29 protein-coding genes and 2 pseudogenes are annotated in these 26,858 nt (G+C 60.2%); 11 read left to right on the top strand and 20 right to left on the bottom strand.

All coding sequences use genetic code 11. The annotated features are described in order from the left end of the window. Positions 1 to 40: 40 nt before the first annotated feature. From AB7F49_RS07720 to AB7F49_RS07710, 3 genes are read right to left on the bottom strand one after another with little or no spacing between them, the layout of a single operon-like run. Positions 41 to 1,468: a multicopper oxidase family protein gene (locus tag AB7F49_RS07720; RefSeq protein WP_428521250.1), complete on the bottom strand. Its 1,428-nt coding sequence runs from the start codon at positions 1,466 to 1,468 to the stop codon at positions 41 to 43. Next, positions 1,465 to 4,620, bottom strand: coding sequence for an efflux RND transporter permease subunit (locus AB7F49_RS07715; RefSeq protein WP_428521249.1), 3,156 nt, complete (start codon positions 4,618 to 4,620; stop codon positions 1,465 to 1,467). The genes AB7F49_RS07720 and AB7F49_RS07715 overlap by 4 nt, the downstream gene beginning before the upstream one ends. Next, entirely contained in the window at positions 4,617 to 6,170 is a 1,554-nt protein-coding gene (locus AB7F49_RS07710) for an efflux RND transporter periplasmic adaptor subunit (protein WP_428521248.1), read from the bottom strand. The genes AB7F49_RS07715 and AB7F49_RS07710 overlap by 4 nt, the downstream gene beginning before the upstream one ends. A gap of 577 nt (positions 6,171 to 6,747) precedes the next feature. Between AB7F49_RS07710 and AB7F49_RS07705 the strand changes: the two genes are divergently transcribed. From AB7F49_RS07705 to AB7F49_RS07695, 3 genes are all read left to right on the top strand, one after another. Then, the gene (locus tag AB7F49_RS07705) at positions 6,748 to 7,329 is read left to right on the top strand and encodes a TetR/AcrR family transcriptional regulator (protein WP_428521247.1); all 582 of its coding nucleotides are present in this window, start codon (positions 6,748 to 6,750) and stop codon (positions 7,327 to 7,329) included. A gap of 121 nt (positions 7,330 to 7,450) precedes the next feature. Then, positions 7,451 to 8,002 (top strand): carboxymuconolactone decarboxylase family protein, encoded by a 552-nt coding sequence (locus tag AB7F49_RS07700; protein ID WP_428521246.1) that lies wholly within the window; start codon positions 7,451 to 7,453, stop codon positions 8,000 to 8,002. A 25-nt stretch (positions 8,003 to 8,027) separates the two neighbouring features. Continuing rightward, on the top strand, positions 8,028 to 8,255 hold the full coding sequence (locus tag AB7F49_RS07695; RefSeq protein ID WP_428521245.1) for a tautomerase family protein: 228 nt from the start codon (positions 8,028 to 8,030) through the stop codon (positions 8,253 to 8,255). A gap of 94 nt (positions 8,256 to 8,349) precedes the next feature. Here AB7F49_RS07695 and AB7F49_RS07690 read toward each other — a convergent pair whose 3' ends face one another. The 9 genes and pseudogenes from AB7F49_RS07690 to AB7F49_RS07650 form a co-directional block, all read right to left on the bottom strand. Then, positions 8,350 to 8,478 carry a hypothetical protein gene (locus tag AB7F49_RS07690; RefSeq protein WP_428521244.1) on the bottom strand — a complete coding sequence of 43 codons (129 nt, stop codon included), beginning with the start codon at positions 8,476 to 8,478 and terminating at the stop codon, positions 8,350 to 8,352. A gap of 28 nt (positions 8,479 to 8,506) precedes the next feature. Further along, complete coding sequence (locus AB7F49_RS07685) at positions 8,507 to 8,704, bottom strand: hypothetical protein (protein WP_428521243.1); 198 nt, start codon at positions 8,702 to 8,704, stop codon at positions 8,507 to 8,509. Positions 8,705 to 8,964: 260 nt separating this feature from the next. Beyond that, complete coding sequence (locus AB7F49_RS07680; protein WP_428521271.1) at positions 8,965 to 9,168, bottom strand: GDCCVxC domain-containing (seleno)protein; 204 nt, start codon at positions 9,166 to 9,168, stop codon at positions 8,965 to 8,967. 231 nt (positions 9,169 to 9,399) lie between these two features. Then, positions 9,400 to 9,948 (bottom strand): annotated as a pseudogene (locus tag AB7F49_RS07675) (TVP38/TMEM64 family protein); the annotation flags it as partial. Between the two features lie 57 nt (positions 9,949 to 10,005). Beyond that, positions 10,006 to 11,430, bottom strand: coding sequence for a dihydrolipoyl dehydrogenase family protein (locus AB7F49_RS07670; RefSeq protein WP_428521242.1), 1,425 nt, complete (start codon positions 11,428 to 11,430; stop codon positions 10,006 to 10,008). Between the two features lie 19 nt (positions 11,431 to 11,449). Beyond that, positions 11,450 to 12,478 (bottom strand): DUF3179 domain-containing protein, encoded by a 1,029-nt coding sequence (locus AB7F49_RS07665; protein WP_428521241.1) that lies wholly within the window; start codon positions 12,476 to 12,478, stop codon positions 11,450 to 11,452. 166 nt (positions 12,479 to 12,644) lie between these two features. Then, positions 12,645 to 12,899, bottom strand: coding sequence for a nitrate/nitrite transporter NrtS (gene nrtS / locus AB7F49_RS07660; protein WP_428521240.1), 255 nt, complete (start codon positions 12,897 to 12,899; stop codon positions 12,645 to 12,647). Positions 12,900 to 12,928: 29 nt separating this feature from the next. Then, entirely contained in the window at positions 12,929 to 13,612 is a 684-nt protein-coding gene (locus tag AB7F49_RS07655; RefSeq protein WP_428521239.1) for a haloacid dehalogenase type II, read from the bottom strand. Positions 13,613 to 13,758: 146 nt separating this feature from the next. After that, positions 13,759 to 14,277 (bottom strand): YHS domain-containing (seleno)protein, encoded by a 519-nt coding sequence (locus AB7F49_RS07650; RefSeq protein ID WP_428521238.1) that lies wholly within the window; start codon positions 14,275 to 14,277, stop codon positions 13,759 to 13,761. Between the two features lie 601 nt (positions 14,278 to 14,878). Here AB7F49_RS07650 and AB7F49_RS07645 point away from each other — a divergent pair. From AB7F49_RS07645 to AB7F49_RS07630, 4 genes are all read left to right on the top strand, one after another. Next, a complete protein-coding gene (locus tag AB7F49_RS07645; RefSeq protein ID WP_428521237.1) occupies positions 14,879 to 15,160 on the top strand; it encodes a DUF2282 domain-containing protein in 282 nt (93 codons plus the stop codon). An 86-nt stretch (positions 15,161 to 15,246) separates the two neighbouring features. Beyond that, positions 15,247 to 16,101, top strand: a complete 855-nt coding sequence (locus tag AB7F49_RS07640; RefSeq protein WP_428521236.1) for a DUF692 domain-containing protein — start codon at positions 15,247 to 15,249, stop codon at positions 16,099 to 16,101. A 1-nt stretch (position 16,102) separates the two neighbouring features. Then, positions 16,103 to 16,894, top strand: coding sequence for a DNA-binding domain-containing protein (locus AB7F49_RS07635; protein WP_428521235.1), 792 nt, complete (start codon positions 16,103 to 16,105; stop codon positions 16,892 to 16,894). Next, positions 16,891 to 17,361 (top strand): DoxX family protein, encoded by a 471-nt coding sequence (locus tag AB7F49_RS07630; RefSeq protein ID WP_428521234.1) that lies wholly within the window; start codon positions 16,891 to 16,893, stop codon positions 17,359 to 17,361. Before AB7F49_RS07635 ends, AB7F49_RS07630 begins: the two co-directional genes overlap by 4 nt. 266 nt (positions 17,362 to 17,627) lie before the next feature. On the opposite strand, the gene AB7F49_RS07625 is transcribed toward AB7F49_RS07630, so the two are convergent. The 8 genes from AB7F49_RS07625 to AB7F49_RS07590 all read right to left on the bottom strand — a co-directional run bounded on the left by AB7F49_RS07625 (position 17,628) and on the right by AB7F49_RS07590 (position 23,249). Next, positions 17,628 to 17,876 (bottom strand): hypothetical protein, encoded by a 249-nt coding sequence (locus AB7F49_RS07625; RefSeq protein ID WP_428521233.1) that lies wholly within the window; start codon positions 17,874 to 17,876, stop codon positions 17,628 to 17,630. Between the two features lie 12 nt (positions 17,877 to 17,888). Continuing rightward, positions 17,889 to 18,527: a DUF1109 domain-containing protein gene (locus tag AB7F49_RS07620; RefSeq protein WP_428521232.1), complete on the bottom strand. Its 639-nt coding sequence runs from the start codon at positions 18,525 to 18,527 to the stop codon at positions 17,889 to 17,891. Between the two features lie 355 nt (positions 18,528 to 18,882). Next, positions 18,883 to 19,401, bottom strand: coding sequence for a YHS domain-containing (seleno)protein (locus AB7F49_RS07615; protein ID WP_428521231.1), 519 nt, complete (start codon positions 19,399 to 19,401; stop codon positions 18,883 to 18,885). Positions 19,402 to 19,540: 139 nt separating this feature from the next. Next, entirely contained in the window at positions 19,541 to 20,230 is a 690-nt protein-coding gene (locus tag AB7F49_RS07610) for a phosphonate ABC transporter ATP-binding protein (protein ID WP_428521230.1), read from the bottom strand. Next, positions 20,227 to 20,964: a phosphonate ABC transporter, permease protein PhnE gene (phnE, locus tag AB7F49_RS07605; RefSeq protein ID WP_428521229.1), complete on the bottom strand. Its 738-nt coding sequence runs from the start codon at positions 20,962 to 20,964 to the stop codon at positions 20,227 to 20,229. The genes AB7F49_RS07610 and phnE overlap by 4 nt, the downstream gene beginning before the upstream one ends. A 70-nt stretch (positions 20,965 to 21,034) precedes the next feature. Then, a complete protein-coding gene (locus AB7F49_RS07600) occupies positions 21,035 to 21,931 on the bottom strand; it encodes a phosphate/phosphite/phosphonate ABC transporter substrate-binding protein (RefSeq protein ID WP_428521228.1) in 897 nt (298 codons plus the stop codon). Positions 21,932 to 21,997: 66 nt separating this feature from the next. Next, positions 21,998 to 22,678 carry an NrsF family protein gene (locus AB7F49_RS07595; protein WP_428521227.1) on the bottom strand — a complete coding sequence of 227 codons (681 nt, stop codon included), beginning with the start codon at positions 22,676 to 22,678 and terminating at the stop codon, positions 21,998 to 22,000. A gap of 4 nt (positions 22,679 to 22,682) precedes the next feature. After that, the gene (locus AB7F49_RS07590; protein WP_428521226.1) at positions 22,683 to 23,249 is read right to left on the bottom strand and encodes a sigma-70 family RNA polymerase sigma factor; all 567 of its coding nucleotides are present in this window, start codon (positions 23,247 to 23,249) and stop codon (positions 22,683 to 22,685) included. A gap of 142 nt (positions 23,250 to 23,391) precedes the next feature. On the opposite strand from AB7F49_RS07590, the pseudogene AB7F49_RS07585 reads away from it, so the two are divergent. The 4 genes and pseudogenes from AB7F49_RS07585 to AB7F49_RS07570 all read left to right on the top strand — a co-directional run. After that, positions 23,392 to 24,129 (top strand): annotated as a pseudogene (locus AB7F49_RS07585) (YiiX/YebB-like N1pC/P60 family cysteine hydrolase); the annotation flags it as partial. A 233-nt stretch (positions 24,130 to 24,362) separates the two neighbouring features. Further along, positions 24,363 to 24,908: a TlpA family protein disulfide reductase gene (locus AB7F49_RS07580; RefSeq protein ID WP_428521225.1), complete on the top strand. Its 546-nt coding sequence runs from the start codon at positions 24,363 to 24,365 to the stop codon at positions 24,906 to 24,908. Positions 24,909 to 25,524: 616 nt separating this feature from the next. Then, positions 25,525 to 26,214 carry a DUF6969 family protein gene (locus tag AB7F49_RS07575; RefSeq protein ID WP_428521224.1) on the top strand — a complete coding sequence of 230 codons (690 nt, stop codon included), beginning with the start codon at positions 25,525 to 25,527 and terminating at the stop codon, positions 26,212 to 26,214. A gap of 44 nt (positions 26,215 to 26,258) precedes the next feature. Continuing rightward, positions 26,259 to 26,732 (top strand): DUF302 domain-containing protein, encoded by a 474-nt coding sequence (locus tag AB7F49_RS07570; RefSeq protein WP_428521223.1) that lies wholly within the window; start codon positions 26,259 to 26,261, stop codon positions 26,730 to 26,732. Positions 26,733 to 26,858 lie beyond the last annotated feature (126 nt).

The raw sequence follows: 26,858 nt of genomic DNA, 5'->3' as shown, positions 1-26,858 counted from the left end.
CCGCTCACCCAAGGCGCATGCGCCGGCCAGTTTACACGGCTCAGGCCACGCGGATCACACCCATCATGCCGCCTTCCTGATGTTCCAGGATGTGGCAATGAAACATCCAGTCACCGGGATTGTCCGCGACAAGGGCGATCTCGACACGTTCGCGCGGCGCCAACAGCACTGTATCCTGCCATCCCTTATAAGGGGTCGGTTGCCCGTTCTTGCTTAACACCCTGAACGAATGACCATGCAGATGCATGGGATGGTGCCAGGCTGTCTCGTTGACCATCTCGACTACATACGAGCGGTTCAGTGTCCATGTCAGGAACGGCTCGTGCACGTGGCCCCTCGCGGCTACGCCATTGATTGCCCAGGCCAATCCGTTTTGAAAGAGCGTGCGAATATCCGCGCGCTTTCCGTCCAGGATGGCAGCCCTCATCTGGCCCATCATCCCGCCCCCAAGCACAATTTTATGCCGCTCTGCCGTGTCCAGGGCTGGCTCGGCAATTGGGTTGGAAGGAAGACGAATATGATCCCTGGCAGAAGACGCGCGCAGCGGCGGCTCTTCGCTGTAAACAAGATTAAGCAGCCGGTAGTTGAGGCTGCTATAAAACCTGTCAACGACACGGAAGCTCTGGCCGGGAGCGCCGGTCAGGTCGACAATCAGATCCGCCCGCATGGCCGGTCCAAGTACGACGCGTCCGTTCGGTGGCTCGTGCGGCTCGACCGGCTGCCCGTCCAGAGCGATCACCTTGAGCGCATGGCCCTCGAACTCCAATGCAAATATCCGTGCATTCGCGGCATTGATCAGGCGCAGCCGTATCCGCTCTCCGGCGCGCACCTCAAATGTATCACGAACGGCGCCGTTGACGGTGACGACGTTGCCAATCCGTCCCCCATGACTGACATCGTGCATGTTTTTGAAATCGCCGCTGATCGAAGCGTCTTTCAGCAGTCGCCAGTCACTCAGCAGCCAGGTGATGTCGCGGTCGACCTCAACGGAATCCCGTTCTTCGACAATCAGCGCACCCGACAGACCTCGGCCGACTTGCTCGGCGCTGCTCTGGTGCGGGTGATACCAGTATGTACCCGCATCGGGACACTCAAATTCGTAGGTGAAACGCTGCCCAGGCGCGATGGGTTTTTGCGTCAGATGAGGCACCCCGTCCATCGCGTTCGGCAACCGGATGCCATGCCAGTGAACCGTCGTGTCTTCGGGCAGGCGGTTCTCGACAACGACACGGAGACGTTCGCCCTGCCTGACGCGGATCTCCGGTCCAGGAACACGCCCCTCATAGCACCACACCTCGGTTGCCGGATGCTGCGCTCCGACCAGCGACAGGCGCGCGGGGGCTGAAACAAGCCGGAACTCCTTTGCTGCGCCTGCAGTACCATATGTTGACAACGGCAACGATCCGGCAGCCAGCAGGCTTGCGGCGCCGGTGAGTATGCCTCGCCGGTTGATCGTACTTGAGTTCATGTCCGCTTCTCCTCGAATGACACAAACGGGACTCCTTGCGGCTTACCAAGCGCGGCGCCCTTCACCACTGCATAGACGGCCGGTATCACAATCAGCGTCAGCAGGGTCGACGAGACCATTCCGCCGATCATCGGAACGGCAATGCGCTGCATCACTTCCGAACCCACACCGGTGCTCCAGAGAATCGGCAGCAGGCCTGCCATGATGGCTGCTACGGTCATCATCTTTGGCCGCACGCGCTCGACAGCGCCTTCCATGATGGCGCGGTTCAAATCCTGATACTGCAGGGGCCGTCCCTCGCCCGCAACGCGCGCTTTGGTTTCTTCCCAGGCCTGATTGAGATAGATCAGCATGATAACGCCGGTTTCGGCCGCGACACCCGCAAGCGCAATGAACCCAACGATCGAGGCGACGCTGTAATTGAAACCCATCCAATGCATCAGCCACAAGCCGCCGACCAGCGAGAACGGCAGCGAGAGCATTACAATCAGCGTCTCGCCGATACGTTTGAAATTCAGATAAAGCAGCAGGAAAATCAGCAAAAGCGTGGCCGGAACGACGATCTGAAGACGTTTTGCGGCACGCTCCAGATATTCGAATTGGCCGCTCCACGCCACGTAGAAGCCAGCGGGCATGAGCACGGCCTGCGCAACCGCTTTCCGAGCTTCCGCGACATATCCCCCGAGATCGCGATCGCGAATGTCGACAAAGACATACACCACGAGCTGGCCGTCTTCAGTGCGAATCGACGTCGGCCCCTGAGTGCGCGTGATCGAGGCGACCTCTCCCAAAGGGATGGCGCTGCCATTTGGCAGCGATACCAGCACTTCAGAGGCCATGGCCTCGGGGTCACTGCGGATATCGCGGGGATACCGCAGCACCACGCCATAACGTTCCCGGCCCTCGACAGTCGTCGCGATGACTTCGGCGCCGACCGCCAATGAAATCGTCTTCTGTACGTCCTCGATGGACAGACCGAGACGAGCGATAGCGTCGCGATCAGGTGTTATCTCAAGAAAGTAGCCGCTATTGACACGCTCGGCATAGGCGCTCGACGTGCCGGGGACTTTCCGCAATGCCGTTTCGACGTCCTTCGCGAGGCTTTCGAGTGTGACCAGATCTTTCCCAAAGATTTTCACGCCTACAGGTGTGCGGATGCCGGTCGAGAGCATGTCGATGCGCGCCTTGATCGGCATCGTCCAGGCGTTGCTGACACCCGGAAACTGCAAGGAGGCATCCATTTCGGCGATGAGCTTGTCCACGGTCATGCCGGCGCGCCACTCGCCTTGCGGTTTCAGGTTGATGATGGTTTCGAACATCTCGATCGGCGCGGGATCGGTCGCCGTGTTAGCCCGCCCGGCCTTGCCCCACACGCTCGCTACTTCGGGAAATGTCTTGATGATGCGGTTCTGCGTCTGCAGCAGCTCTGCAGCCTTGGTGACCGAGAGCCCGGGCAACGTGGTCGGCATGTAAAACAACGTGCCCTCGTTCAGGTTCGGCATGAACTCAGACCCGATCCGCGTGGCGGGGATAATCGAGACACCGAGAATAACGCCGGCCAGCAGGATAGTCAGGAGCCGGGCTTTCAGGACCGTCCCGATGACGGGCCGGTAAAGCCAGATCAAGGCCCGGTTTATCGGATTGCGGCCTTCGGGAATGATGCGACCTCTTATGAACAGCAGCATCAGCGCTGGCACGAGCGTCACGGAGAGGATGGCTGCAGCCGCCATCGCAAAGGTCTTAGTATACGCCAATGGCTTGAACATCCGCCCTTCCTGCGCTTCAAGCGCAAAAATCGGCAGGAACGAGACGGTGATGACCAGTAGGCTGAAAAACAGCGCCGGGCCCACTTCCTGAGCGGCAGCGATAAGGACCTCGCGCCGGTCGCTTCCAGGCGGCGCATGCTCCAGACGCTTATGCGCGTTCTCGACCATGACGATCGAGGCGTCCACCATGGCGCCGATCGCAATGGCGATGCCGCCCAGGCTCATGATGTTGGAGCCAATCCCGAGCGCGTGCATGGCCACCATGGCCATCAATATGCCGATCGGCAATGTAATGATTGCAACGAGAGCGCTGCGTGCGTGGAGAAGGAACAGAAAGCACACGAGCGCGACAATCACGCTTTCTTCTGTCAGCGTAACGATGAGCGTACGGATCGCGCGATGAATCAGGTCCGAACGATCATACACCTCCGTGACTTCGACCCCTTCGGGCAGGCTTGAACGGAGGGCCGACAATCGCTCCTTCACCGAAGTGATCACGTCAAGCGCATTGCCGCCGTAGCGCTGCAGCACTATGCCGCTTGCCACCTCCCCTTCGCCGTTCAGCTCCGCGATCCCACGCCTCTCGTCAGGCGCCAGTTCGATGCGCGCGATGTCCTTCAACGTGACCGGTGTTCCACCTTGCGCCTTCAAGACAACACGCTCAAGATCCGCCGGAGTTCGCAAATAACCGCGTCCCCGGATCATGAATTCGGTTTCCGACAGCTCGACCGTCCGCCCGCCGACATCCGTGTTGCTGGCACGGACAGCATTGCGAACTGCATCGAGCGTGATGCCGAACGTCGTCATGCGCTGCGGATCGATCACGATCGCGTACTGACGCACGAAGCCACCGACGGCGGCGACTTCGGCAACACCTTCCGCCTTGGCCAGCCCGAAGCGTAAATGCCAGTCCTGTAGGGACCGAAGCTCGCTAAGATCGTGGTTTTTCGAATTTAGCGCGTACTGATAAACCCAGCCTACCCCACTCGCGTCCGGACCGAGCGTGGGCGTGACGCCGGAAGGCACCCGGCCCGCGGCAGCGTTGAGATATTCCAGAACGCGCGAACGCGCCCAGTAGATATCGGTCCCGTCCTCGAATATGACGTATACGAACGAGACGCCAAAGAACGAAAATCCACGCACCACTCGCGAGCGCGGCACACTGAGCATGGCGCTCGCGAGAGGATAGGTGACCTGATCTTCGATAACTTGCGGCGCCTGACCTTGGTATTCCGTGTAGACGATGACTTGCGTATCGGAGAGATCAGGAATCGCGTCGAGCGGGATGCGCGTCATCGCGTAGAGGCCCGCCAGCACGCAAAACAGGGCCGCGATCATCACAAGGACGAGATTGTCAGCCGACCAGCGGATCAGCCTCGCGATCATTTGCCGTTTTCCGCCGGTGCGAAGCCCGCAAGCGCGGCCTTCAGGTTGCTTTCCGCGTCGACCAGGAACGTACCGCGGACCACCACGTCTTCGCCGTCGTCCACCCCCTTCCTGATTTCGACAAAGCCGTCGCCGCGCGCACCGGTTTCGAGTTCGCGCGGCTCGAACAGTCCCTCGCCTTTGGCGACGAACGCAACGCGGCGCCGGCCGCTGTCGATCACGGCCGAGTCCGGGATCGCGACCACGGCCTCGCCGCTGTTGGTTCCGAATGTGATTTCCGCAAAAAGGCCCGGACGTAACCGGCCGTCTGCATTGGGCAGGGCGATCCGGACGGGCACCGTGCGCGTGGTCATGTTTAGCTCGGGATAAATCCGCTCGACCTTCCCCTCTCGCGTTTCGTTCGGAAACGCTTTGAACTGGACGCTGGCGGCCTGGCCTTCGCGGATCAAGGCGAGATCGCTTTCCACCACCTGCGCGATGATCCAAACGGTGGAGAGGTCGGCGGTGCGGAAAAGCGTGTCGCCCGACGAAAACCGCATCCCGACAAGCGCAGGTTTCTCCAAGACGGTTCCGTCACGGGGCACATTAAGAGTGAGCGACCGTAGCGGACGGCCGGCCTTTCTGATTTCCTCCACTGCCTCGTCGGAAAATCCGAAAAAGCGAAGATTTCGCTCGGCACTCTCGTGAACAATTCCGCCGCGCCTGGCGCCGGTCATTGTGCTGGTCAGATCCGCCTGCTTCTGCAGGATGTCCGGCGACTCTATCCATACTTTCATCAGCTTCTGCCCGCGCTTGGCGAGTTCACCGACAGACGAAACATAAAGCTCTTCAACGAATCCATTGAATTTCGCGGTGACGACGCCGAGCCTTGTGTCATCGGCCACGACCGTGCCCGGAGCGCGCACGGTCCGGGAAACATTGCGGCGCTCGGCTTTTTGCGTCCGCACTCCGGCGCGCTGCACCTTCTCCGGCGAGATGCGCACGGTCCCCTGCGGTCCGCCTGTTTCGTCCTCATAGACCGGGATGTAGTCCATCCCCATCGAGTCTTTCTTCGGAACAGACGAGACGTCGGGCAATCCCATCGGGTTGCGGTAATAGAGAATCTTGCTCGGCCGATCTTTTTTCGGGGCGTCCGCACGCGTTTCCGGCTCGACTACGGTGAAGATCACGGTCGACGTAACAGGCTCTTTGCGGCCCTTGATGCGCGCCGTGATCGAAAGCGCCCACCGGCCAGCCATGGCGAGATCGGCCTGATATACGAGGACGCCTGGCGAAGCGCCGGGCACCGGCTTTAGCGGAGCCGCCATCGCCTCCATGCCGTCCGGGCCCATATCAAGCCGCGCCTTTTCGACCGTGACATCCCGCGAGGCCGGCGCCGGTTCGACGCCGGCAAGCTTCAGTTCGATGCGGATGTCTTTGCCGACTGAGACCTCAGATTTGACAGCTTCGAAGGCCGGCGCATCCTGTGCGGCGGCGCGGTTTAAGGGAATCGGGGCTATGGCGGTCATGCAAACAAGCACGATCCGCAGCACTGCGGTGAAGTTCATCATGTAATCCTCTTGAAGCTGGATGTTCCTGCGCGTCTCAGGGCACAACGAGCCCACGCGCTCGTCTCCGGTACGCGTGTTATCCGCGCGACTGGAGGCGTTGGATCAAGCGATCAGAGGATAGGAGGCCGGAACAGCGAACCCGCGCGGGCAGACTTTACCGCCAAAGGTTCGGGGGATGGCAGAGCAGCAGCAGCGCCATCAAAGACTGCTGGGGCATAAGCAGCAGCTTCGAGACCTACATTGACATGGCAGCTGGCCGCGCAGGCATCGTTCCAGACGCAGAGCCTCCGGCCTTTTTTGGTGTGGTCGCAGCAATCACTATTTTGCTCCGGACAATCGGCGTGGGCAGTCATATTCACAATCGGGGACGCTGCGTCAGTCATACCAACTGACGGCTGGTAGGCGGAAAGCGCCATGCTGCATACAAGAGCTAAGGATAAGATGCGCCGGAGCATTTTGACCTTTACCCTTTGCAGTGCAATCCTTGCAACCCTAGTAATCTGACAGATGAGTTTGAGGTTAGCACTTCACACAAATGTGTTTTGAACGATCATTCTACACCGTGCATTCTCGTAATATGCCTTGGGAAAAGCAGTTCGACACCGACGAGGTTCTCGAAAAGGCCATGCGCGCTTTCTGGGACCGAGGATACGAAGCCACCTCGATGCAGGACCTCGTGGATCACACGGGAATCAACCGAGGTAGCCTGTACGCAACCTTCGGTGACAAGCACGCGCTCTTCATAGCCGCGCTGCGGCGATACGACGAAAGCAGGCGCGTCGACACTCTCGCGGAGCTGGAGGCGCGTTTCGCGCCACGCGACGCGATCCGCGAGTTGTTCCTTTCATTTTCCGACCAAGCGTCGGAACGAGGCAAGAACCGCGGTTGCTTCATGACCAACACCGCGTTGGAATTGGCCGCACACGATGCCCAAGTGGGCAAGATCGTTGCCCATTCGCAGGAGCAGATTGAAAAATTCTTCGCCCGCATGATCGAATCGGGGAAAGAGCGCGGCGAGATACCTACTCATGTGAACGCCACGGGAGTAAGCCGAGGTCTACTGGCCTCCCTGATCGGTCTGGTTGTGCTCACGCGAAGCCGGCCACAGAAACCTCTTCTCAAAGCGATCGTTGACGACGCAATGAGGAAGTTGGAGTAATTTTTTGCCTAATTTTGAATGATCGTTCAGAACAATCAGTTCGGGACGATGTTTGTGGGCCTTGTTTTGAACGATTGGTCAAAACAAGAGCTTGTTTCCCATCCGGTCAATGGAGAACCCGATGAGCTACATAGTGCATACGATCGACAGCGCGCCCGCGGGGTCGAAAGAGGTCCTGGCAGGCGCGCAGAAGAGCCTCGGATTCATTCCGAACCTCTACGCAGTAATGTCGGAGGCACCGGCTTTGATCAAGGCCTATGCATTCATCTCAAAGATCTTTGAGGAGACGTCGCTCAGCGCCACCGAGCGACAGGTTGTGCTGCTGACGACGAGCTACGAGAACAACTGCGAATATTGCGTCGCCGCCCACAGTGTCATTGCTGGTATGCAGAAGGTCCCCGGCGACGTTGTGGATGCAATCCGCGCGGGCCGGCCGATCGCCGATCCAAAACTCGAGGCTCTCCGAAAGTTCACCGCCGCCGTCGTCGGCTCCCGGGGTTGGCCACCGGAGGCTGCCTCCGCGGCTTTTCTCGACAACGGCTACGATCGCCAGCAAGCCCTGGAGGTGGTTTTGGGCGTCGGCCTAAAGACTCTCTCTAATTACGCCAACCATTTGGCCGAAACCCCGCTCGACAAGGCGTTTGATCCGGCTACCTGGTCCAAAGCGGCCTGACCCGCGTTATCGATCGGAGAACGACATGCCACTGGTTCAAATCAAAGGTGTCGGGGGCTTCCTGACGCTCCAGCAAAAGCAGGAGATGATCCGGAAGGTGACGGACGCCGTCCTGTCCGTCGAAGGCGAAGGCCTGCGCGCCATCACATGGGTTACCATCGAGGACGTGCAACCCGGCGCCTGGGGCGTAGGCGGAGCGCCCGTCACCGATGACGATCTTCGCAAGATGGCTGGCAGCAAAAGCGCGGCGTGAATAATGAAAGAGCGGCGGTCTCTGAAAAGACCGCCGCTCTTTTCTGTGCCTCGCGACCGCATCCCCACAACGCATCAAACTTTGTGGCCGCCGGTCAGCCCGCTGCCAGGGCAAACAGTGCTATAGTGATCAGCGCAAACAGGATTCCCGTATTTCGAACGAAGAAGGCAGCGACGACGAGTGCCGGAAATTCGCTGGCATCACGCAAGCTTCTAACGATCATGGCTGACTTTTCCATCGCCTCGCCTACGCTACCACACGATCAGCCCACATTCGACAAGTCCATCCGGACAGACTTTCGTCGGATAACCCGCTCCGCCCCACGGATTGGAGTAACCGTTGCTAACGTTGCATTTCGGCACCGCAACTGCCTTCGGCGTTGCATTTAAAATCAAAGCCGCTGCCAGCAGGCCAGCGGCAGCGACCAGGGCTAGAACAGTCTTGTGCATCGTCAATCTCCCTGAGCGGGTTCGCGCTCGCTGTTCGAAGGCGCCTGCTAATCAAGCCGATCCAAGCAGCAATCGCTGCAGAGCGACGCGGCATGAGCCGCCCAACGGATGAATAGCTCGAACCTGGCTATCGAGGTTTCCTGCCGAGGATTCGCGTTTTGCGCCGCGGAGGTTACAGATCAGCGATCAACGGACCGTGATGCGTGCTTGGCGGACGGACAGGTTAAGCGGCGGTCACGCCTGGGCTGATGTTGACGTACCTAGGGGTTACACCGGCCGGCGGTCTGCACCGGAGGGCACGGAACGGTTCCGTATGAGCAGAAAACGCAGCAGTCGCCTGGTTTCGGGCGAAGCCTGCTCCCGCACGCCTTGCAGTCATAAAAATACTGGCAGGCGTCTACCGGCATTTCGACTGCCTCACGATATTCGCAGCTCGGACACGTGATCGTCGAGGTTGTCTGCATCGGGACGCCCTCCCGGGATATGCGGTCCGGCGTTCCCGGACCATCCGCGTCGCGATCGTCGGTATGTGAGTTTGGATCATTGATGCCGTCAAATCTTGACCGGATAGGAATGGCAACCAGCGCAAGTACGGCCAATCCGCCCAGCGCTGCAAGCACCTGCGGGGTCAGAACAGAGCCGACGGAGAATTCCTGACCGGTGTCGAAAACCGCTCCCAGGCCCGCCCCCGCCAAACTATAGACCACCGTTCCAGGGATGATGCCAACGAGGGTCGTCAGTACAAAAACCTTCAATCGCACCCCCACGAAGGCCGGCACGATGTTGACCAGAAAAAAGGGAAATAACGGAACCAGACGTAACACAAGCAAGTACGACCATGCATTGTAGCGAATGCGCTCACCGAGCGAAGCCGCCTTCGGACCGAACTTATCGAGGGTCCGTCCGCTCATCAGATTTCGCGCAATGAGAAACAACGCGGTGGCGCCGATGGTCGCCCCAACGACGGCCAAGGCTGCACCTAACAATGCACCAAAGAGAAATCCGCCCGACAGCGTGAGAACGACCGCGCCCGGAATGGAGAGCGCGGTCGCGACAATGTAGATCGCCACATACGTCGCCGCAGCAGCGAAAGTGTGATGCTGCACCAGATCGACGAGCGACTTCCGGTAGGCTTTGAGCGTGTCGACCGATAGCACCTCTCCAATACCGGAGAGGTGCAAACCTGCGACCGCCGCGAGGATGACCACCGCAATCCAAACGCGCCGGTCGAGGACGATGCGCATCCAGATCGATCTTCGATATTCCGACTCATCCGTCATGCTGGCCACATGCTCACTGGGTCAAGGCAGCAGGCGCTGAATTGTCCTTACGACGCACCTCATCCGATCGCTGTAGAGCGTGGGCGTAAAATGCTGTCCCGCCACCCTTTTCGATATCTCCGAAAATGTCGGATAAGGCGCGATCATGCCGGCGATCGCCGACAGCTTCAGACGCTGGGAAATCGCGAGCCCCCATAGCCCGATCAGCTCCCCGGCATGTGGCGCCACCAGAGTAGCGCCTAGAATTCGGCCGCTTCCCAGAACGACGACTATCTTGGCGAGGCCGTCCGTCGCTCGCTCGGCCAGAGCTCTGTCGTTCGCGCGCAACGGCTCCATCAGAACCGATACTGAATACCCCTCCGCGCGCGCCTGCGCTTCGGTGAGACCGACATGCGCCAGTTCCGGATCGGTGTACGTGACCCACGGCAGCGCGTCGTAATTCACTTTCGCCGGCAGCGAGAACAAAGCGTTGCGAATGACAATGCCGGCCTGATATCCGGCGATATGAGTAAATTGCGGTCCGCCGCAAACATCGCCTATCGCAAACACCTTCTTGTTGGATGTTCGCAGCCGCGCGTCCACTTTGATGCCTGTGGAACCGTGTTCGATGCCCGCTGCTGACAGATTGAGGCTTTCGAGATCAGGCACACGGCCCGCCGCAACCAGAATGTGCGTACCGGACAACTGCGGAGCGCCGCTGTCGGTACGGATAGCCACCTCGACCTTTCCGGCGCTGCGAGCGACCGACGAAACCTCTGCGTTCTCGAACAGCTCGACGCCCTCCTTCCGAAGCGCCTCTCTTACGATTGTTACGGCCTCTGGCTCGTCGCGGGGCAGGATCTTGAGGCGCTCCACCAAGGTGACTGCGGACCCGAGCCTGCGGAAGGCCTGGGCGAGCTCGACCCCGATCGGGCCGCCTCCCACGATGATCAGATGGTCCGGCCGCTCCCGAAGTTCGAAAATCGACTCGTTTGTCAGCGTCCCGGAGCGATCCAGCCCGGGGATCGGCGGAATGGAAGGCCGCGACCCCGTCGATATCACAAATCGCCGGGCTCGGATCAGCACGTCGCCGGCAATCAGCAGATCCGGTCGAATAAACTGCGCTTCCGCCTGAAAGACCCTTACGCCGAGACCGGTAAAGCGCTCCACGCTGTCGTGCGGCGCAATAGCGGCGATGACGGAATGAATATGCGCGTACACCCGCTCGAAGTTTATATCCGGCGAAACGCTCGCTATTCCGAACCCGTCACTATCTCGTAACGTCTGCGCGCGGATTGCGGCGGCAATCAGAGCCTTCGATGGTACGCAGCCGGTGTTCAGACAATCGCCGCCCATCCGGCCGCGCTCGATGAGCGCGACCTTCGCGCCCATCTGCGCGGCACCCGCGGCGACAGACAATCCACCTGACCCTCCGCCAATAACGCAGAGATCGAAGCGCTCACTCATCGCGACAACGCGGCTGTTTTCATCGCTTCGGCTCTGGTCGGGGCTTCAACTTCAGGAGCCCGGCCTCAGTGAGAATCGGAAGTTCCGGGTGAAAAGCGAAGGCTACGAAGGCAAAGGTGACGTGATGCGCGAGCGGCTGCCGGGTGGAGGACTCGACGATCGATACGGCGCCCACTTCGCGCCCTTCCGCGATCCGATCCCGGTCAAGCGCAGACGCGACCCCCTCCGACCAGGCCAGATCGACACCCTCAATGCTCATTTGTCCGCGCTCACGGAGAAGGGCAAGCGACACCGCAATGACCCGCTCCTTTCGGGGCACCACGACAACGCGGGCCATAGGATCAATCGCGTCGGGTAGGCGTCCCTGGAAGAGCGCGTATGGCTCCGCACGTGTATCGTAGGCCACGTAGGGGTTCTTGCCGTACGGCCGCAGCGCCGGATTTGCGGGAACGAGCACATCCGATCCCGGGTTCTTCTCACGGAATTCCGCGAAGGAGATGACCCTGGATGGAAGCATGACAAGCGACTGCCCGGCGAATTTGCCTGCAATCGCTTCCCCTGTGAATTGCTGCCACCAGCTTTCGGTCTGGCGGTCATACATGATCAGATCGGAATTTCGCAGCAGACCGGTTGTGCCGAAGCTCAGCACTTCTCCTTCATGTGTTCGGTCGAATACAATTGAGGCATTGCACAAAGGACAATAGGTAACGGCTACGGATCGGCCGCCGACCACGTCATTGACGATTTCGTGCCATGTCAGGACGCTCAGCGGATAGGCCCGCGTCTCCGATCCGACCGACAGCGCAATAACGGGCTCGCGGTCCGCGAAACGCATCGTACGAGACGCCGTTTCAAAGCGTGGCGCGTCGATCGGCGGAATCCCATCGCGGGGCGGACCGCCTGCCACAATCTCCGACGAAGGAACTGTCAGGCGGCTGAAGTCGGTTTTCCAGGAACGCTGCCAGCGCGCGACGTCGGCCCCGGCCGGCGTGACGCCAGCTGCGACCAGTCCAAGCGCCAGCAAGATTGCGCGTACCCGCCGCGTCATGGTCCAGTTGCCAGATCGCCACGGCCAGCATTTAGGTCTGGATCGCACTCTGGCGCGCGCATTGTTCATGCGTAATGTCCGCCCCCATACTGGCGACGACTGCTCGAAAGCGCACCTGAACACGATGCGACTTTCATTTCGTGAGGCGCAGTCATTCATAGCGCCCCTACTCCGGTTTGCCAGACCCGTCCGAACCTGGCCACGAGCGCAATTTGTATGAAACGGCGCCGTACGTCGCGACGAGATACGGCACGCAATAGGTCATCAGGAGTTTGACCCAGCTCACATCCGCATAGCCCAAGAGCGCATCGCCCTGATTGATCAGGTTGAGAATTGTTCCGACAACTACAGCCACATAGAACGATCGAAGCGGGATCCCGTCCGAAATGGCACATCGAAAACAGGTTACGATTTTCGACATCGGCTCCTGTCGCTCTGATGCCGAAGCACTCATGCTATCCCCAGCAGAGCCGGCAGCGCGTCGAGGCTCCTGATTTCATCATCGGGGTTCCCCGGAAGCCGTTCGGGTCTCTGCCCATAGCGATTGCACCAGACCACCTGCATGCCGAAAGCCGATGCGGCGTATGCATCCCACGCATTGGACGAAAGGAAGCAGATCTTTTCTTTGGGGACACCAAGCCTGTCCACGGCAAGCTGATACACTTTGCGGCTGGGCTTGTAGATGCCAACGTCTTCGACAGACAGAACGGCATCGAACAGACCATCGAGCCTGGCATTCTCGACGACGGCTTGAAGCATCCGAGGCGTACCGTTCGACAGAATCGCAAGGCCAAGGCCTGCGGCCTTGAGGCGACCCAACAGAGCCGGAGCCTCAGGAAAGGCATCGAGCGCAAGATAGAGCGACATCAGCCGGTCGCGCAGGCCTGCCTTCTGAAGAGCGAGCGTCTCCAAGGCAAAATCGAGCGCGTCGCCGGTGACCTGCCAGAAGTCCGCGTGCCGCTCCTGCGCCGCCCGCAGCCACGTGTACTGCAATTGCTTGTCCCGCCACAGCACGGTCAGCTTTTCGAAGTCGTCACCGATCTCGTCCCGGCAGCTGCGCGCTGCGGAGGCAAAATCAAACAGCGTTCCGTAGGCATCGAAAACGCAGGCCTTAGCGCCTTTGAGTGTGGTCATCCGAGAGAACCCGATCGTTTCAGGAAGGTCGCATCAAAGTTGCCAAACATCCCTTGTCCTGCAGCGAAGGGCAATTGCCGATGCTCTTTCGGGCTCCGCGTGCGCGGGGCGTCGTCACCGCGGAGCCCGAAGAGGCTTCGGGAGCGTCAGAGCTCCTTTGGCGCCTTGTCCCGGATCTGCGGCCAGTTGGCATTCGCCTTCGAGAGATTGCCTGGAATGTCCTCCAGCCATCGCTTCTGGGCCGGCGCCCCGACATTCAGATAGAGCTTGCCGTCGACAACCCGCCAATATGCCGGATCGCCGTCAAGCTTCTTCCCGAGTGCCGCACCCATCGCACAGAAGCCGCCAAAAGCCGGTGCATATTTCGCCGGGTTCTTTTCGAACTCGCTGCGGTTGGCCGCACTCGCAAAATAGTAAGTTGCCCCGTCGTGCTTGGCTGAAAATTGCTTGTCGCCGGCCGTCGGCTTTCCTGCCGTGAAATATGCGACCGGATCGTAGCCGCGCAGCGCAACGCCTGTGGCATCGACGTTGATCGCAGCCTTGGAGCCCTCTTCGTAAGCGAGGGACACCGCCGGCAAGGCGGATAAGGATGAAACGATGACGCTCGCACCCAGCGCCAATTGAAGTAGCGTGCGGCGGTGCAGCGATATAGGATTCTTAGACATGCGCGTTCCTCGACAAGAAGGCCACCATGGTGGCGCCACCGGACCATTCGCTCCGGGTGGCAATCCGGTTACGCTTTCACGATGATGTGAAGGCGGCCGCCTCCGACGACGGCCCTTAGCATCTACGATTGCGTGGATTTTGGTATTTCGGCCGCCGCGCGAGCCCCCGCGAGCAAAATGCGACACTTGAGCCCGCTTCCGGGAGCAGAACCTGAGTGTGTGGGCTGGCGGTGGTCGGCATGTTCACACACGGCAATGGCACTGCCGAGCGCCACGCGTGGGAGGCGAAGCTCAGCGGGCCGCCAAGCCGCCGAAGCGCGGCGCTCCCACACAATCGACCATCAATAAGACAGAGAATAATGGCTTAACTTCCAGATTTTTCCGCAAACTGCTGGTCCTTGTCCAATTCGCGGAGATAGCGAGCATTGTTACGTCCTCGTCGCAAATTTTATGACGGCCGGCACCGCGGACCAAAATGCAAACACGAACCCGTGAGCGCGTAACATGGGCGGCGACTGGTACGAAACGTCCGTTAAGGCCGGGTCTTCCGGCCCGCGCCCTGCGCAAGCATGGCGACAGGCTTCTTCTGGAGGATAACGGGATGAACACCAAATTTGCAGCCGCCGCTCTCGCCGGCTCGTTCGCCGCAGCGCTCGCTCTAACCGCAACGCCTGCCGCCGCGCAGACGAAGGCCGATCAGGAAAAGTGCTACGGCGTCTCGCTCGCCGGCAAGAACGATTGCGCCGCCGGCCCCGGCACCACCTGTGCCGGAACGTCCAAGGTCGACTACCAGGGTAACGCCTGGAAGCTGGTGCCCAAGGGCACCTGCGCCTCCATGACCACGCCGAAGGGTAAGGGCTCGCTCGCACCGATCAAGAGCTAAGCTTACCGTCCGTCCCACCGCGATCTGATCCCTTCCCCGCTCTTGGGGGAGGGATTTGCACTCGCCCCATCTGTCACGGGCCCGTCATGCACCGCGCATCGGTTCCTGCCACGCCCGGCGTCGGCTTCAAGCCGCAGCATTTCGAGACGATCCTCGCCGGCGAACAGCCGATCGGCTTCGTCGAGGTGCATGCCGAAAACTATATGGGCGCGGGCGGGCCGCCGCACGCGATGCTGCGGCAATTGCGCGAACATTATGCGCTGTCGATCCATGGCGTCGGCCTGTCGATCGGCTCGGCGGCGGCGCTCGATACCGAGCATCTGGCGCGCCTAAAAGCTTTGTGCGACCGTTATGAGCCGGCGAGCTTTTCCGAACACCTCGCCTGGTCGTCGCATGGTGAGGTCTATCTCAACGATCTGCTGCCCCTGCCATACACGCCCGATACGCTCAACCGCATCGTCGCGCATATCGATCAGGTGCAGCACACGCTAGGCCGCGAGATGCTGCTGGAAAATCCATCGACCTATCTGCAATTCGCAGGCTCGACGATAAACGAAACCGAATTCATGTCCGAAATCGCACGCCGGACCGGCTGCGGTCTCCTGCTCGATGTCAACAATGTGTTCGTGCAGGCGCAAAATCACGGCACTTCGGCGGAGGACTATCTCGCCGTTTTTCCGCTGGCGCGGGTGAAGGAAATCCACCTCGGTGGCCATGACGCGCAAACCGACGAGACCGGCGCTGCGCTGCTGATCGACGCGCATGGCGCACCTGTCGCCGATCCGGTTTGGGCGCTCTACGAGAGCGTCATCGCCCGCACAGGGCCGCTGCCGACCCTGATCGAATGGGACAATGACGTGCCCGACTGGCCGGTGCTCGCCGCAGAGGCGCGGGCTGCCGGTGCGATCCTGTCCCGTGCCGAAGCGCGCCGGGCAGCCTGACATGTTCGCCGCGCTCCAGAGCGACTTCGCGCAGGCGCTGCTCGACCCCGATCGGCCGGTGCCGGCCGGCCTGACCTCGCATACCGCGCGGTTGCCACAGAAGCGGTTCGCGGTCTATCGCAACAATGTGGTGGTCAGCCTCGTCAATGCGTTGCGGGCGAAATTCCCGGCGACCGAGCGCATCGTCGGCGATGAATTCTTTGCCGCCATGGCGCGGATCTTCGTGACGGCGCATCCGCCGCGCTCGAAAATCCTGCACACCTATGGCGACGATTTCGGCGACTTCATCGCCGCCTTCGAACCGGCAGCCGGCGTGCCCTATCTCGCCGATGTCGCGCGCCTCGAAGCCGCCCGCATCCGCGCCTATCACGCCGCGGATGCCCAGCCGCTCGCAGCCGAGGCATTCTGCAACATCGACCCGCAATCCGTCGGCACACTGCGCCTGACGCTACATCCGTCGCTGCAGGTGCTGCGGTCGCCTCATCCCGTGGTGACGATCTGGGCGATGAATGCAGGCGAGATCGAGCTTGGCCCGGTCGACCCCGACGCTGCGGAAGACGCATTGATATTGCGGCCGGCGCTCATCGTCACGGTGCGCGGACTGCCGCCGGGGGGCGCCGCTTTCCTGCTCGCGTTGTCCAACGATGCCACGCTTGCCGAAGCCGCCGCAACCGCAGCGTCCGATGATTCCCGCTTCGACCTCACTGCCAATCTCGCAGGTCTCGTTGATTCGGGAGCTGTGTCCGCGTTCACCCCCGCCGGCGCTTCGCTGCCAGAAGGTTTCGCATCATGACCGACACCCCAATTTCCATGCGTTCGGAACCCGGTCTCGCCGGACTCATCCTGCGCGCCAATGCGCTGATTGCCGCGATTCCCTATTGGCTGATCGCCTTGGTCACGCGCATTTCGATCGCCGCGGTGTTCTGGCGCTCCGGCCAGACAAAAGTCGAGGGCTGGCGCATCACCGACGCCACGCTGTTCCTGTTCAAGGACGAATACAAGCTGCCGCTGATCGACCCGACGCTCGCCGCCTATCTCGCGACCTTCGCGGAACACTTCTTTCCGGTGCTGTTGGTGATGGGTTTTGCGACCCGGTTCGCCGCACTCGCGCTTCTGATCATGACGCTGGTGATCGAGATTTTCGTCTATCCCGACGCATGGCCGACGCATGGCGTCTGGGCCGCCTGCTTCCTGATCCTGATGGCGCAGGGCCCGGGCAAGCTGTCGCTCGACCACTTGATCGCGCAGCGCTATCGCTGATCCTCAAAAAAAGAATGTCCCGCCAGCCACTGACGGGGCATTCTCCCGGCACGATTGAGGCCCGAATAGAGACCTTGTTTGTCCCAATCCTGTTCCGGCATCAGGCGTCTGCTGCCAAAAAGGGTTTTGAAGCTTGACTATTTGCTCGTCATCTATCGCGGCAAGCAACGAATTCCCGCTCCTATTGTAATGGCAGCGTCTCGACGCGAATTTCCGGCGAGGTCTGCGAGACCGCGACACGAAAGGCGATGAAGAAAAACAGCGGATTAGGCAGGAAGTAACGCCAGCCGAGCATCGTATCGCGCGTTCCGTCGATGGCGATGAAATGCAGCCAGACATGCAGTTCCTTTGTAGGGGCACAGGCCGGGTATCCAGTTCGTCGCGAACCTGTCGGTCTTCAGATAACGCCGAGCGATATAGTAGTTGCCTTCAAAGGGCGTGATGCCGAACAGGCCGAGCGGCCCTTCGGCGATCAGCTCGCCGGTGCGCTGGTGCAGGATGCGGACCAACTTCATCGAGAACCCCGCTCACCAGCGCAGCACGCGCGGGCCGAGCAGCGCGCCGGCAATCCCCGGCACGACCATGCCGAGCGAATACCAGACGAGCAGGAACGAGAGCGCGGTTTCGGTGCAGTAGAGCGCATAGACCAGGCTAGCCATTGCGCCCGAGCAGAGTCCGGCAAGACAACCAGCCAGTCTCAGACGTGTCGGTGCAAGTCGTCGAAACGACCAGATCAGCGCCGCGAATACCGGCACGCTCATCGCGACGACGCTGATCAGGCTAGTCTGCCAGGTCGAGCCCAGCACCAAGGCGGCACGCGCATGGGGTGACGCAATCCCGAGCTCCATTGCCGCGGCGGCGGCCACTTCCAGCGGCGGGGCGAGCAACCACAGGTAGCGCAATCCGAAACGCTGGCCGGGCCGCCCTGCGACCAGCAAAAGACTGGCCACGACCGCGGTCATTGAAACAGCGTAGGCGAGCTTCACCGCGAACACCATGACCCCGGTCGCCGCCACCGCACGCAGCGGCGGTCCGAACAGCGCGTCGATCGCGAGCAGCGCGACGAACCCGCCGGCGATCAGCGCGCCGGCCACGCGCCACGCTCCCGCGTCGGTCACACGCCGGGTGTCCTCCGCCAGCGTTCGAATGAGTTCGTCGGTGTTCATCGATCATTGCCTTGCAATGTTACCATTGGCGGCGAAGTCCGCGGTGGACGCCGACCTCGATCGACGGTTCGGATTGGCCCCCATTCGTCGAGGCTTCGCTGACAGACAGCCCGCCGATCTCATGTGTACCGAAGTAAATCTCATCCTGACCTTTGAGCTAATAGGCATCGAAAACGCAGGCACCAACGCCTTTGAGTGTGGTCATCCGAGAGAACCCGATCGCTTCAGGAAGGTCGCATCAAAGTTGTCAAACATCCCTTGTCCTGCAGCGAAGGGCAATTGCCGATGCTCTTTCGGGCTCCGCATGCGCTGGAGGTCGTAACGCGCACGGAGCCCGAAGAGCCCTCGGCGGCGACTAAAGCTCCTTTGGAGCCTTGTCCCGGATCTGCGGCCAGTTGGCATTCGCCTTCGAGAGATTGCCAGGAATGTCCTCCAGCCATCGCTTCTGGGCCGGCGCCCCGACATTCAGGTAGAGCTTGCCGTCGACAACCCGCCAATATGCCGGATCGCCGTCAAGCTTCTTCCCGAGTGCCGCACCCATCGCACAGAAGCCGCCAAAGGCCGGTGCATATTTCGCCGGGTTCTTTTCGAACTCGCTGCGGTTGGCCGCACTCGAAAAATAGTAAGTTGCCCCGTCGTGCTTGGCAGAAAATTGCTTGTCGCCGGCCGTCGGTTTTCCTGCCGTGAAATATGCGACCGGATCGTAGCCGCGCAGCGCAACGCCTGTGGCATCGACGTTGATCGCAGCCTTGGAGCCCTCTTCGTAAGCGAGGGAAACCGCCGGCAAGGCGGATAAGGATGAAACGATGACGCTCGCACCCAGCGCCAATTGAAGCAGCGTACGGCGGTGCAGCGATATAGGATTCTTCGACATGCGCGTTCCTCGACAAGAAGGCCACAATGGTGGCGCCACCGGAACATTCGCTCCGGGTGCCAATCCGGTTACGCTTTCACGATGATGTGAAGGTGGCCGCCTCCGACGGCGTCCGTCGTTGACCGGTGGCAGGTGAAACTCACCGATTGCGCTTCAGGGGCAAGTCGACCGACTTGTCTGCGAATCGGGTCACAAATTGGGGCTGATGCAAACTGCAAAGCACGGAAACGCCCTGCTCGCGGGCGATCTCACGAAGGAGCTGCAGAATCCCATTGGAGGCCACGGGATCGAGGCTGGCAACCGGCTCGTCAGCGAGTATGACTTGAGACCTTTGGACAAGAGCCCGCGCAATCGCAACCCGCTGCTGCTGTCCGCCGGATAAGCGGTCCGCCCTCTGTGAAGCAAATCGCAGTAGTCCAACCCGCTCCAGCGCCCACAAGGCTACTTTGTGATCGCTCTGCGAATAGGCTCCCGACACTACACGCCAAAGCGGCATGTCAAAAAGCGCGCCGGAGACGGCGTTCGCAAACGCCGTCCTGCGGCGCACCAAATTGAACTGCTGGAAAACAAAAGCGATATCGCGTCGAGCCGCACGAAGCGAAGCGCCGCTCAGTACATGCATGGCGTGGCCGGCCGCATAGATCTCGCCTTTATCGGCCTCGACAAGACGCGCAATGCAGCGAAGAAGACTGGTTTTTCCAGCGCCGCTCGGGCCGACCAGGGCAACAAACTCGCCAGGTTCTACGGACAACGTGAAGCCCCTGAGCACGTGTGTCTGACCGTATCCGAAGTGAATATCTTTCACATGAATGCCGCGCCGCAATGTCACGTGATGCGCCTGCGAATGATTGCGCTGGCCTGATCGATACACGTCACCATGGCGAGTATGACGATGAGGATTGCGAATACGCGCGGGAAGTCCAGAAGATCGATGCTGCTTTTGAGTTCCTGCCCAAGTCCGCCCGCGCCGACAATCCCGAGCACAGTCGATGCGCGGATATTGAACTCCCACATGTAGAGCCCGATCGACACCGATGCCGGAAGAATATCGGGCACGAGCGCGAACGATACGACTTTCAACTCGCTGGCACCCGTCATGCGCGTAGCGTCCAGAGGCCCACTCTCAGCGGCCTCTATGGTCTCGGCCCACAACTTTGCTATCGATCCAGCCGTATGGAAGCCGACGCCGAGAACGCCGGCAAAAGGCCCCAGTCCGACCGCGGCGACGAACAGCAATGCGAACACGAAGCTGTCGATGCCGCGCAACGCATTCAGAAGAAATCGCGTTGGCAGATATACAATCGACCAGGTTGCTATATTACGCGCTCCTGCGATGCACAGCGGAACCGCAATCAACGCACCGAGCGTCGTACCAAGCGTCGCCATCGCGATCGTCTCCGCGGCGCGCGCCAGCAGGGCCTGAAAGTCCGAAAAATCGGGCGGCCACGCCCGCGCGCTCCACGCTCCGAGACGGGGCAAACCCAGCCAAAGGCGATGTAGGTCGATGTCGGCGAAATGGAAGCAGAACGCATAGAATGCCAGCACGCCCGCAAGGATGATCACGAAGCGAATCGGACGCCAACGCTCGGAATACGATTGATGGTACACGCGATGCGAACGGGTTTTAAGTGAGCTATCTCTTGATGACCCCGACCGCGATCCCCGCATCGTCGATCATCTTGTACGATTCGTGGGTCGCGGAGATCCAGCCTGTGTAGTGGGGCGGCATAATCGATTTTGCCTGATCCGTCGTCAAAGCGAGAGCTGACGATCTGATCTTGTCCATTAAAACGGGGTCGAAACCTTTGCGGACGACCAGCGCATCGTTCGGTAGTGGATCGGATTTCCAAACGATATCGACGGCATCTTTCGATATCAAACCGCGCTCGATCATACTGTTGAGGTTGCGGTCATAATCGGTCGCCAAGTCGACCTGGCCGTTGGCCACCGCAATTTCATTTGCAGGGTGTGATGCTCCTTCCCTGTATTTGAAGAACTTTTTTGGGTCGATCCCTTTGCTCATGAACCAGAAGGTCGGTATCAGCCAGCCGGATGTCGAGCCGCGGTCCGCAAAGGAAATGCTCAGGCCCTTGGCGGCTGCCGGCCAATCGGACATTTTCAAGCCGGGCCGCCCAACGATGATTGCATGGTAGAATGGTTTCTCGTCATACTTAACGGTGGCGACCGCCTGTGCGCCGCCATTGCGATGCGCGAGGACATATCCCCATGGCCCCATCCAGGCGACATCGGCTTGGCCGTTTGCCAGCGCAGTTGCGATCCCGGCCCAGTCGGTCGTCACGACCAGTTCGTATTCGACGCCGGCGCTCTTTGCCAAGTGAGCGAAGAAGGGCTCATAGGCTCTTCGGGTATCGCCTGGAGTCGGCTGGAACGGGCCTACCGCAAATCTCACCTTTTCGGCCGCGACTGCCATGTGCGAGGTGACGGTAATCGCAGCGCAAAGAAGCGCCCGCAGCAGAATACTCGGTCCACGAGAATGCGATCCCACGTGTCGCGCGACAATTGACCGCATCAAGGAAGCCTCAGGTTTTAGAGTTACTGAAAACGTGCTCGCCCCATAAGGCGCACCGACTGCAGTTTAGGATCGACCTGCAATCCGTCGTGTCCCCCGAAGAACGGTTTGCCAATCGAAGAGGCGGCGGCCGACTGCACCCGCAAGGCAGGTCAGCACCATGACGGTCCCAAATTGCCAGACCAAAATCATGAGACTGGCGTCCTGCGCATGAAATAGCCTCAGACCGAAGCTGCCAATCCCCGCAGCCGCCAATCCGCCAAGAGCCGCGGTCAGATAGGGGACCAGAGGCGCTCCTCGCCGCAGCATGATCACGATGGCGACCGCCGGAATCATCCCGACGAGAACGATCGCGGGGAAACAGAAGAGGTCGATCCTGAAGCCGGGGCCAAAAGAGCCGGTCTGCGCGAAGCTCGACAGGCACCCCTCCCCCAGGCTCGCAACCCAAATCGACAGCGGCAATAACGGAAGCAGCACCAGCCTCCGGTCATAGCCGGGAATGGTGGTCGCGAAGGCGGCATATGCCGCGCTGATCCCGGTCGCGAGCGCAGCAAGCAACTCGATCATAAAGCGCGCATCGACGAATTTCTCAACAAGATCGCTTCGAGGTGCCATCACTAGGACCACCAGCGCCACATAAGGAATGGCCACCGCGAGCCAAATCGCCGTGCGTCGCCAGGGGCGAGCAAGTGGGCGGATCGAACCCGACGCCTCTACCAGTCGTTCAATAAGCCGATCGGTCTCCATTATTTCATTCCTTCTTAAGCGTTTTGCGCAACGACAGCACCGCACGATGCACCGAGACCTTCAGTGCCGCGACGCTGGACCCGCTGACCGCCGACGCCTCCTTCAGCGACATCTCCTTCAATTTCAGCAGTTCAAGCGCCTCCCGCTGCCCGGCCGGGAGCCGACCGATCGCGCGTCTCAGCTCTTCCGGATCGCCGTACTCTGCCTGCCCGAGATTCGCGTCTGGATCGGAAAAGGTTACAGGCGGCGCCTCCACCCGTACTTCGTGAGCCGCACGGCGCACATAGCGCCGGCCGCTATCGATCATGCGGTTTCGGGCGATCGCGATGAGCCAGGGAAGAAACGGTCGCTCGGAATCGTAAGTCTGCCGGACGGAGTGGACCGAAATCAGCACATCCTGGACAATGTCCTCCACGTCCTCCCTATCGAGAAAGGACCGCTGCCTGCGGACAAAACGCCGAACGATGGGCGCAATTTCCGCGAGAAGCTGCGCATACGCGCGCTTGTCCCCGTCCTGGCCGGCCCTCATAAGATCGGCAAGTTTCTCGCTATCGTGTCGTTCTTGCGCCATCTCGTACTTTTCGAGCGATCGGCCCGCCCTCGACAGAGGAGCTTCACTGTAACTTCACGCGGCTCGCTAACGAAATCAATCACGGGTGAAAGGCAAGACAATTCTCTCCCTTTCGCCGCAGAGCTTTCGAGGAGTACTCGGAATGTCGCCCGTGCTCGAGTACGTTGGCCGCCGGATAGCCGACTATCTGGACACGCCGATCAAAGGATTTGAGCCTTTCACTCCGAGCACCCCAGATGCCCTGCGTTCCGCCATACGCCAGGGTGATGTACTGCTGATAGAGGGAAATACAAGGATCTCGGGTGTGATCAAGTATCTGACCCAGTCGACCTGGTCTCATGCTGCGTTGTATGTCGGACGGATCGGGGACCGCGAAACGCAGGACGGAGAACCGCTAACTCTCGTCGAGGCGAATCTTGGCGAGGGGGTCGTAGCGGCGCCGCTATCCAAATATTTTCATTACCATACACGTATATGCCGGCCGATCGGTCTATCGCCGGAAGACCGGAGCAAGGTCTGCAATTATGCGTCGGAGAGGATCGGTTTCGACTATGATCTGCAAAACATTATCGATCTCGCGCGCTACCTGTTCCCGCTACCGATGCCGTCTTGCTGGAGACGTCGCATGATCGCACTGGGCTCCGGTGAGCCGACTCGCATCATCTGCTCGGTTCTGATCGCCCAGGCGTTTGAGGCCGTGCGCTATCCGATCCTGCCGAATGTCGATCGCGTCGAGGGCGAGTCCGCCAGACGGGACATCACCCACATCCGGCACTCGTCCCTGTACGCCCCGCGGGACTTCGATATTTCGCCCTATTTCGAGGTGGTCAAGCCGACATTGGCAAACGGATTTGATCATCGGACGCTTCCAAGAGCCGATGTCGGTGACGCTGCAGAGCGACGTCATATTTCGAGACCCGATTGCGAACTATCCAGGCTACCGTGACCGATTGAGCGTAGCGAATGCGATGTTTGATCGGTCGCCACGCTTGATTGACCACTAAGTCCGGGCAATACGCGACAATGGCTCTTTGGCAATTCGAATCGTGCTCGAGCAAGCATCAAGTCCGTCTGACTCGGCGGAGCGTGCTTTGTGCGACTGCAGCGCTGCTCATGCCTTCTGACCGGCGGCAGGCATCCGCTTCTTCCGACTGCCTGTCGGCTGCTACGCTTGAAAGCGGGCTGCCGATCGTAATGATCCGTCCTGCGCGGGCACTTCCTGCTGTCAGGCTGTTTCGGCTTGAAGGCGGCGTGCTCGACCTCGGAACGTTGCGTGGGAAGCCGGCCCTCGTCAATTTCTGGGCGACCTGGTGCGCACCTTGCCGTACCGAACTGCCGGTCCTGGAGCGCCTGCTCCGTTCGCGTAGCATTCCCGACCTTCGTGTCGTCGCAGTCTCGCATGACAAGGGCGGACGTAGGGCCGTCGAGCGCTTCAAGAAGTCCATCGACTTGCGAGAGCTCCCGATCTTTCTCGATCCGCACGAGTTCGTGGCGTACGCCAATCGTGAGAACCCGAACAATGCCATTTTTGCTCTCTATGGCATGCCGATCACATACCTCGTCTCCCGCTCGGGTCTTGTGGTCGGGTATGGCTCTGGAAGCATCGACTGGCTGAGCGGCCCCGCCCTCCGAATATTGGCCTGCCTCGACAGCAATTGAAGTGAGATCCAGGAAACGCGAGAGCGCCTCGCAATGCGGCCGCGTAACCTTTTTGATGCGCCTCCCGAACACGTCAGGACGGCTGGTGACAGCCCCGCGGAGTGCGAGCGATCCGATTTTTTCGGGCTTGTTCGTCAATGACATGGTTGCCCTTGGGCTTATCGGCCGATGGCAAGTGGCCGCAATCCGCGTTGGGACTGATCTTCCGAGAGCCGTTGAACTGATCGGTCCAAGGAGGGACTTACATGTCTGCACTCAAGAAATCTCTGCAAACACTCGGCGCAATCACTGCGATCGGCGGGCTTATGGCAACCGCGCCGGTTCCCGCCTTCGCACAGGCGAACCCTTGCGCACCGGCCGCTCGACGCGGTTGCAAGCCCTGCGCCCCGAAGGCTCAGAAGGCCGGCAATCCCTGCGCACCTGCCGCCAAGAAGGCGAAAAATCCTTGCGCGGCGAATCCGTGCGCCCCGAAAAAGAAGTAACGCTCTTAATCTGTTATCATCGTCCTTGGGCTGGCGATCGCGCGGATCGCTGGCCCAAGGGCACGTAGCCGCGAGGCCAATGCATGATCTCTCAGGATTGTCTGTCGCGACTTTCGGATACGAGGTTAGCGAACATGGCCGAGGCAGGCATCACAATCGTCCGCTGTATCGACGAACTTGGTGAGCCGTCGAAAAACCTGGTATTGGATGTTTTGCGTGGCTCCGACGCCTTCGTCGAGTGGGATCACTATCCCTCTGGGGATGTGTACGACGAGCACTCGGGATGTCAGTATTATTTTCATGCGCACGCTCCCGATGGACGTGCTGAGAAAGATTTCGGCCATTTCCACACCTTCATAGACGTCAGAGAGAAGCGCAGGCGCAACTCGGTCGCTTCAAAGCCTCGTCTGACGCATCTCGTCGGTATCTCGATGACCCCGACGGGCTTTCCTGTGCGGCTGTTTACGACCAATCGGTGGGTCACAGGCGAGGTGTGGCGCAAAGCCGACCAGATCATCGCCAAGCTTGATCGCTTCGCAGTTCAGCGCCCCGATGACTTTCCGGCAGACCGGTGGCTGACCGCCATGATCAGACTGTTCAGACCTCAAATCGAGAAGCTGCTGATCGACCGCGACCTGCGGGTGAAGCAATGGCAATCGACGCATCCAAACGAAGACGCGTTCGAGGATACGCGCCTGGAGGTCACATCTCAGCTCGACATTTCCCTGTTTGAGCACATCGAAGCTCTCGATCGGGAACTAGACCGGCGCGGCGCCTCATTTGAGGTCTCACACTCGAAGACACTCGGCACTATGTTCAGTTGAATTTCATGCTCATCCGTCCCCCGTCCAAACGCAGGAGTCAGGTCATGAACCGCTTCGCTTTCGCTGCTATCGCTTTACTATTCATGTCGGCCACCGGCAACGCGGGAACCGTTGCTCCGCACCCTGGCTGGTCGGTCATCGATACCAAGTTGTCGTTCTCGGCGCTGGTCGAGCGTCTTGATGCTGCCGTCAAAGCCGAAAAGATGGGGCTCGTCACCGCCGCGAGCGCCTCCGACGCCGCCAAGGCCGCAGGCTTTACGATCCCCGGCAATCGCGTTGTCGGCGTCTATCGCAATGACTTCGCCAGGCGCATGCTGGCGGCCAGCGTTCCCGCCGGGATTGAAGCGCCGATTCGCTTCTACGTGACGGAGAACCCGGACGGGACCGCAACGTTGTCCTACAAGACGCCAAGCACCGTGTTTGCCCCCTATCTGGATCAAGGGAAAGACGCGCTGAAGTCGCTTGCAAGCGAGTTGGACGCGATATTTGCGCGCATTGCTGTTGCCGCCACGAAATGAGCGGCTACACTTTTCGTCGGCCGTACAAAATAGGACATTCACAGCTGCAGAATATAGAAGCCATCCGAGTCTCAGAGCCGATCCTTCTGTTCGGCGGCCCGTACAGCAATTTCGAGGCAACGACGG

The organism is Pseudorhodoplanes sp. (assembly GCF_050250235.1).
Taxonomy (GTDB): domain Bacteria; phylum Pseudomonadota; class Alphaproteobacteria; order Rhizobiales; family Xanthobacteraceae; genus Pseudorhodoplanes.
The sequence above is the reverse complement of the archived record's forward strand: the minus strand, read 5'-3'. Positions and strand labels throughout refer to the sequence as shown.

Bases quoted from the DNA above. Each gene is read 5' to 3' on its own strand.
- AB7F49_RS07720 (WP_428521250.1), bottom strand. From the start codon at position 1,468: ATGAACTCAAGTACGATCAACCGGCGAGGCATACTCACCGGCGCCGCA.
- AB7F49_RS07715 (WP_428521249.1), bottom strand. From the start codon at position 4,620: ATGATCGCGAGGCTGATCCGCTGGTCGGCTGACAATCTCGTCCTTGTG.
- AB7F49_RS07710 (WP_428521248.1), bottom strand. From the start codon at position 6,170: ATGATGAACTTCACCGCAGTGCTGCGGATCGTGCTTGTTTGCATGACC.
- AB7F49_RS07705 (WP_428521247.1), top strand. From the start codon at position 6,748: ATGCCTTGGGAAAAGCAGTTCGACACCGACGAGGTTCTCGAAAAGGCC.
- AB7F49_RS07700 (WP_428521246.1), top strand. From the start codon at position 7,451: ATGAGCTACATAGTGCATACGATCGACAGCGCGCCCGCGGGGTCGAAA.
- AB7F49_RS07695 (WP_428521245.1), top strand. From the start codon at position 8,028: ATGCCACTGGTTCAAATCAAAGGTGTCGGGGGCTTCCTGACGCTCCAG.
- AB7F49_RS07690 (WP_428521244.1), bottom strand. From the start codon at position 8,478: ATGATCGTTAGAAGCTTGCGTGATGCCAGCGAATTTCCGGCACTCGTC.
- AB7F49_RS07685 (WP_428521243.1), bottom strand. From the start codon at position 8,704: ATGCACAAGACTGTTCTAGCCCTGGTCGCTGCCGCTGGCCTGCTGGCA.
- AB7F49_RS07680 (WP_428521271.1), bottom strand. From the start codon at position 9,168: ATGCAGACAACCTCGACGATCACGTGTCCGAGCTGCGAATATCGTGAG.
- AB7F49_RS07670 (WP_428521242.1), bottom strand. From the start codon at position 11,430: ATGAGTGAGCGCTTCGATCTCTGCGTTATTGGCGGAGGGTCAGGTGGA.
- AB7F49_RS07665 (WP_428521241.1), bottom strand. From the start codon at position 12,478: ATGACGCGGCGGGTACGCGCAATCTTGCTGGCGCTTGGACTGGTCGCA.
- nrtS (WP_428521240.1), bottom strand. From the start codon at position 12,899: ATGTCGAAAATCGTAACCTGTTTTCGATGTGCCATTTCGGACGGGATC.
- AB7F49_RS07655 (WP_428521239.1), bottom strand. From the start codon at position 13,612: ATGACCACACTCAAAGGCGCTAAGGCCTGCGTTTTCGATGCCTACGGA.
- AB7F49_RS07650 (WP_428521238.1), bottom strand. From the start codon at position 14,277: ATGTCTAAGAATCCTATATCGCTGCACCGCCGCACGCTACTTCAATTG.
- AB7F49_RS07645 (WP_428521237.1), top strand. From the start codon at position 14,879: ATGAACACCAAATTTGCAGCCGCCGCTCTCGCCGGCTCGTTCGCCGCA.
- AB7F49_RS07640 (WP_428521236.1), top strand. From the start codon at position 15,247: ATGCACCGCGCATCGGTTCCTGCCACGCCCGGCGTCGGCTTCAAGCCG.
- AB7F49_RS07635 (WP_428521235.1), top strand. From the start codon at position 16,103: ATGTTCGCCGCGCTCCAGAGCGACTTCGCGCAGGCGCTGCTCGACCCC.
- AB7F49_RS07630 (WP_428521234.1), top strand. From the start codon at position 16,891: ATGACCGACACCCCAATTTCCATGCGTTCGGAACCCGGTCTCGCCGGA.
- AB7F49_RS07625 (WP_428521233.1), bottom strand. From the start codon at position 17,876: ATGAAGTTGGTCCGCATCCTGCACCAGCGCACCGGCGAGCTGATCGCC.
- AB7F49_RS07620 (WP_428521232.1), bottom strand. From the start codon at position 18,527: ATGAACACCGACGAACTCATTCGAACGCTGGCGGAGGACACCCGGCGT.
- AB7F49_RS07615 (WP_428521231.1), bottom strand. From the start codon at position 19,401: ATGTCGAAGAATCCTATATCGCTGCACCGCCGTACGCTGCTTCAATTG.
- AB7F49_RS07600 (WP_428521228.1), bottom strand. From the start codon at position 21,931: ATGCGGTCAATTGTCGCGCGACACGTGGGATCGCATTCTCGTGGACCG.
- AB7F49_RS07595 (WP_428521227.1), bottom strand. From the start codon at position 22,678: ATGGAGACCGATCGGCTTATTGAACGACTGGTAGAGGCGTCGGGTTCG.
- AB7F49_RS07590 (WP_428521226.1), bottom strand. From the start codon at position 23,249: ATGGCGCAAGAACGACACGATAGCGAGAAACTTGCCGATCTTATGAGG.
- AB7F49_RS07580 (WP_428521225.1), top strand. From the start codon at position 24,363: ATGCCTTCTGACCGGCGGCAGGCATCCGCTTCTTCCGACTGCCTGTCG.
- AB7F49_RS07575 (WP_428521224.1), top strand. From the start codon at position 25,525: ATGGCCGAGGCAGGCATCACAATCGTCCGCTGTATCGACGAACTTGGT.
- AB7F49_RS07570 (WP_428521223.1), top strand. From the start codon at position 26,259: ATGAACCGCTTCGCTTTCGCTGCTATCGCTTTACTATTCATGTCGGCC.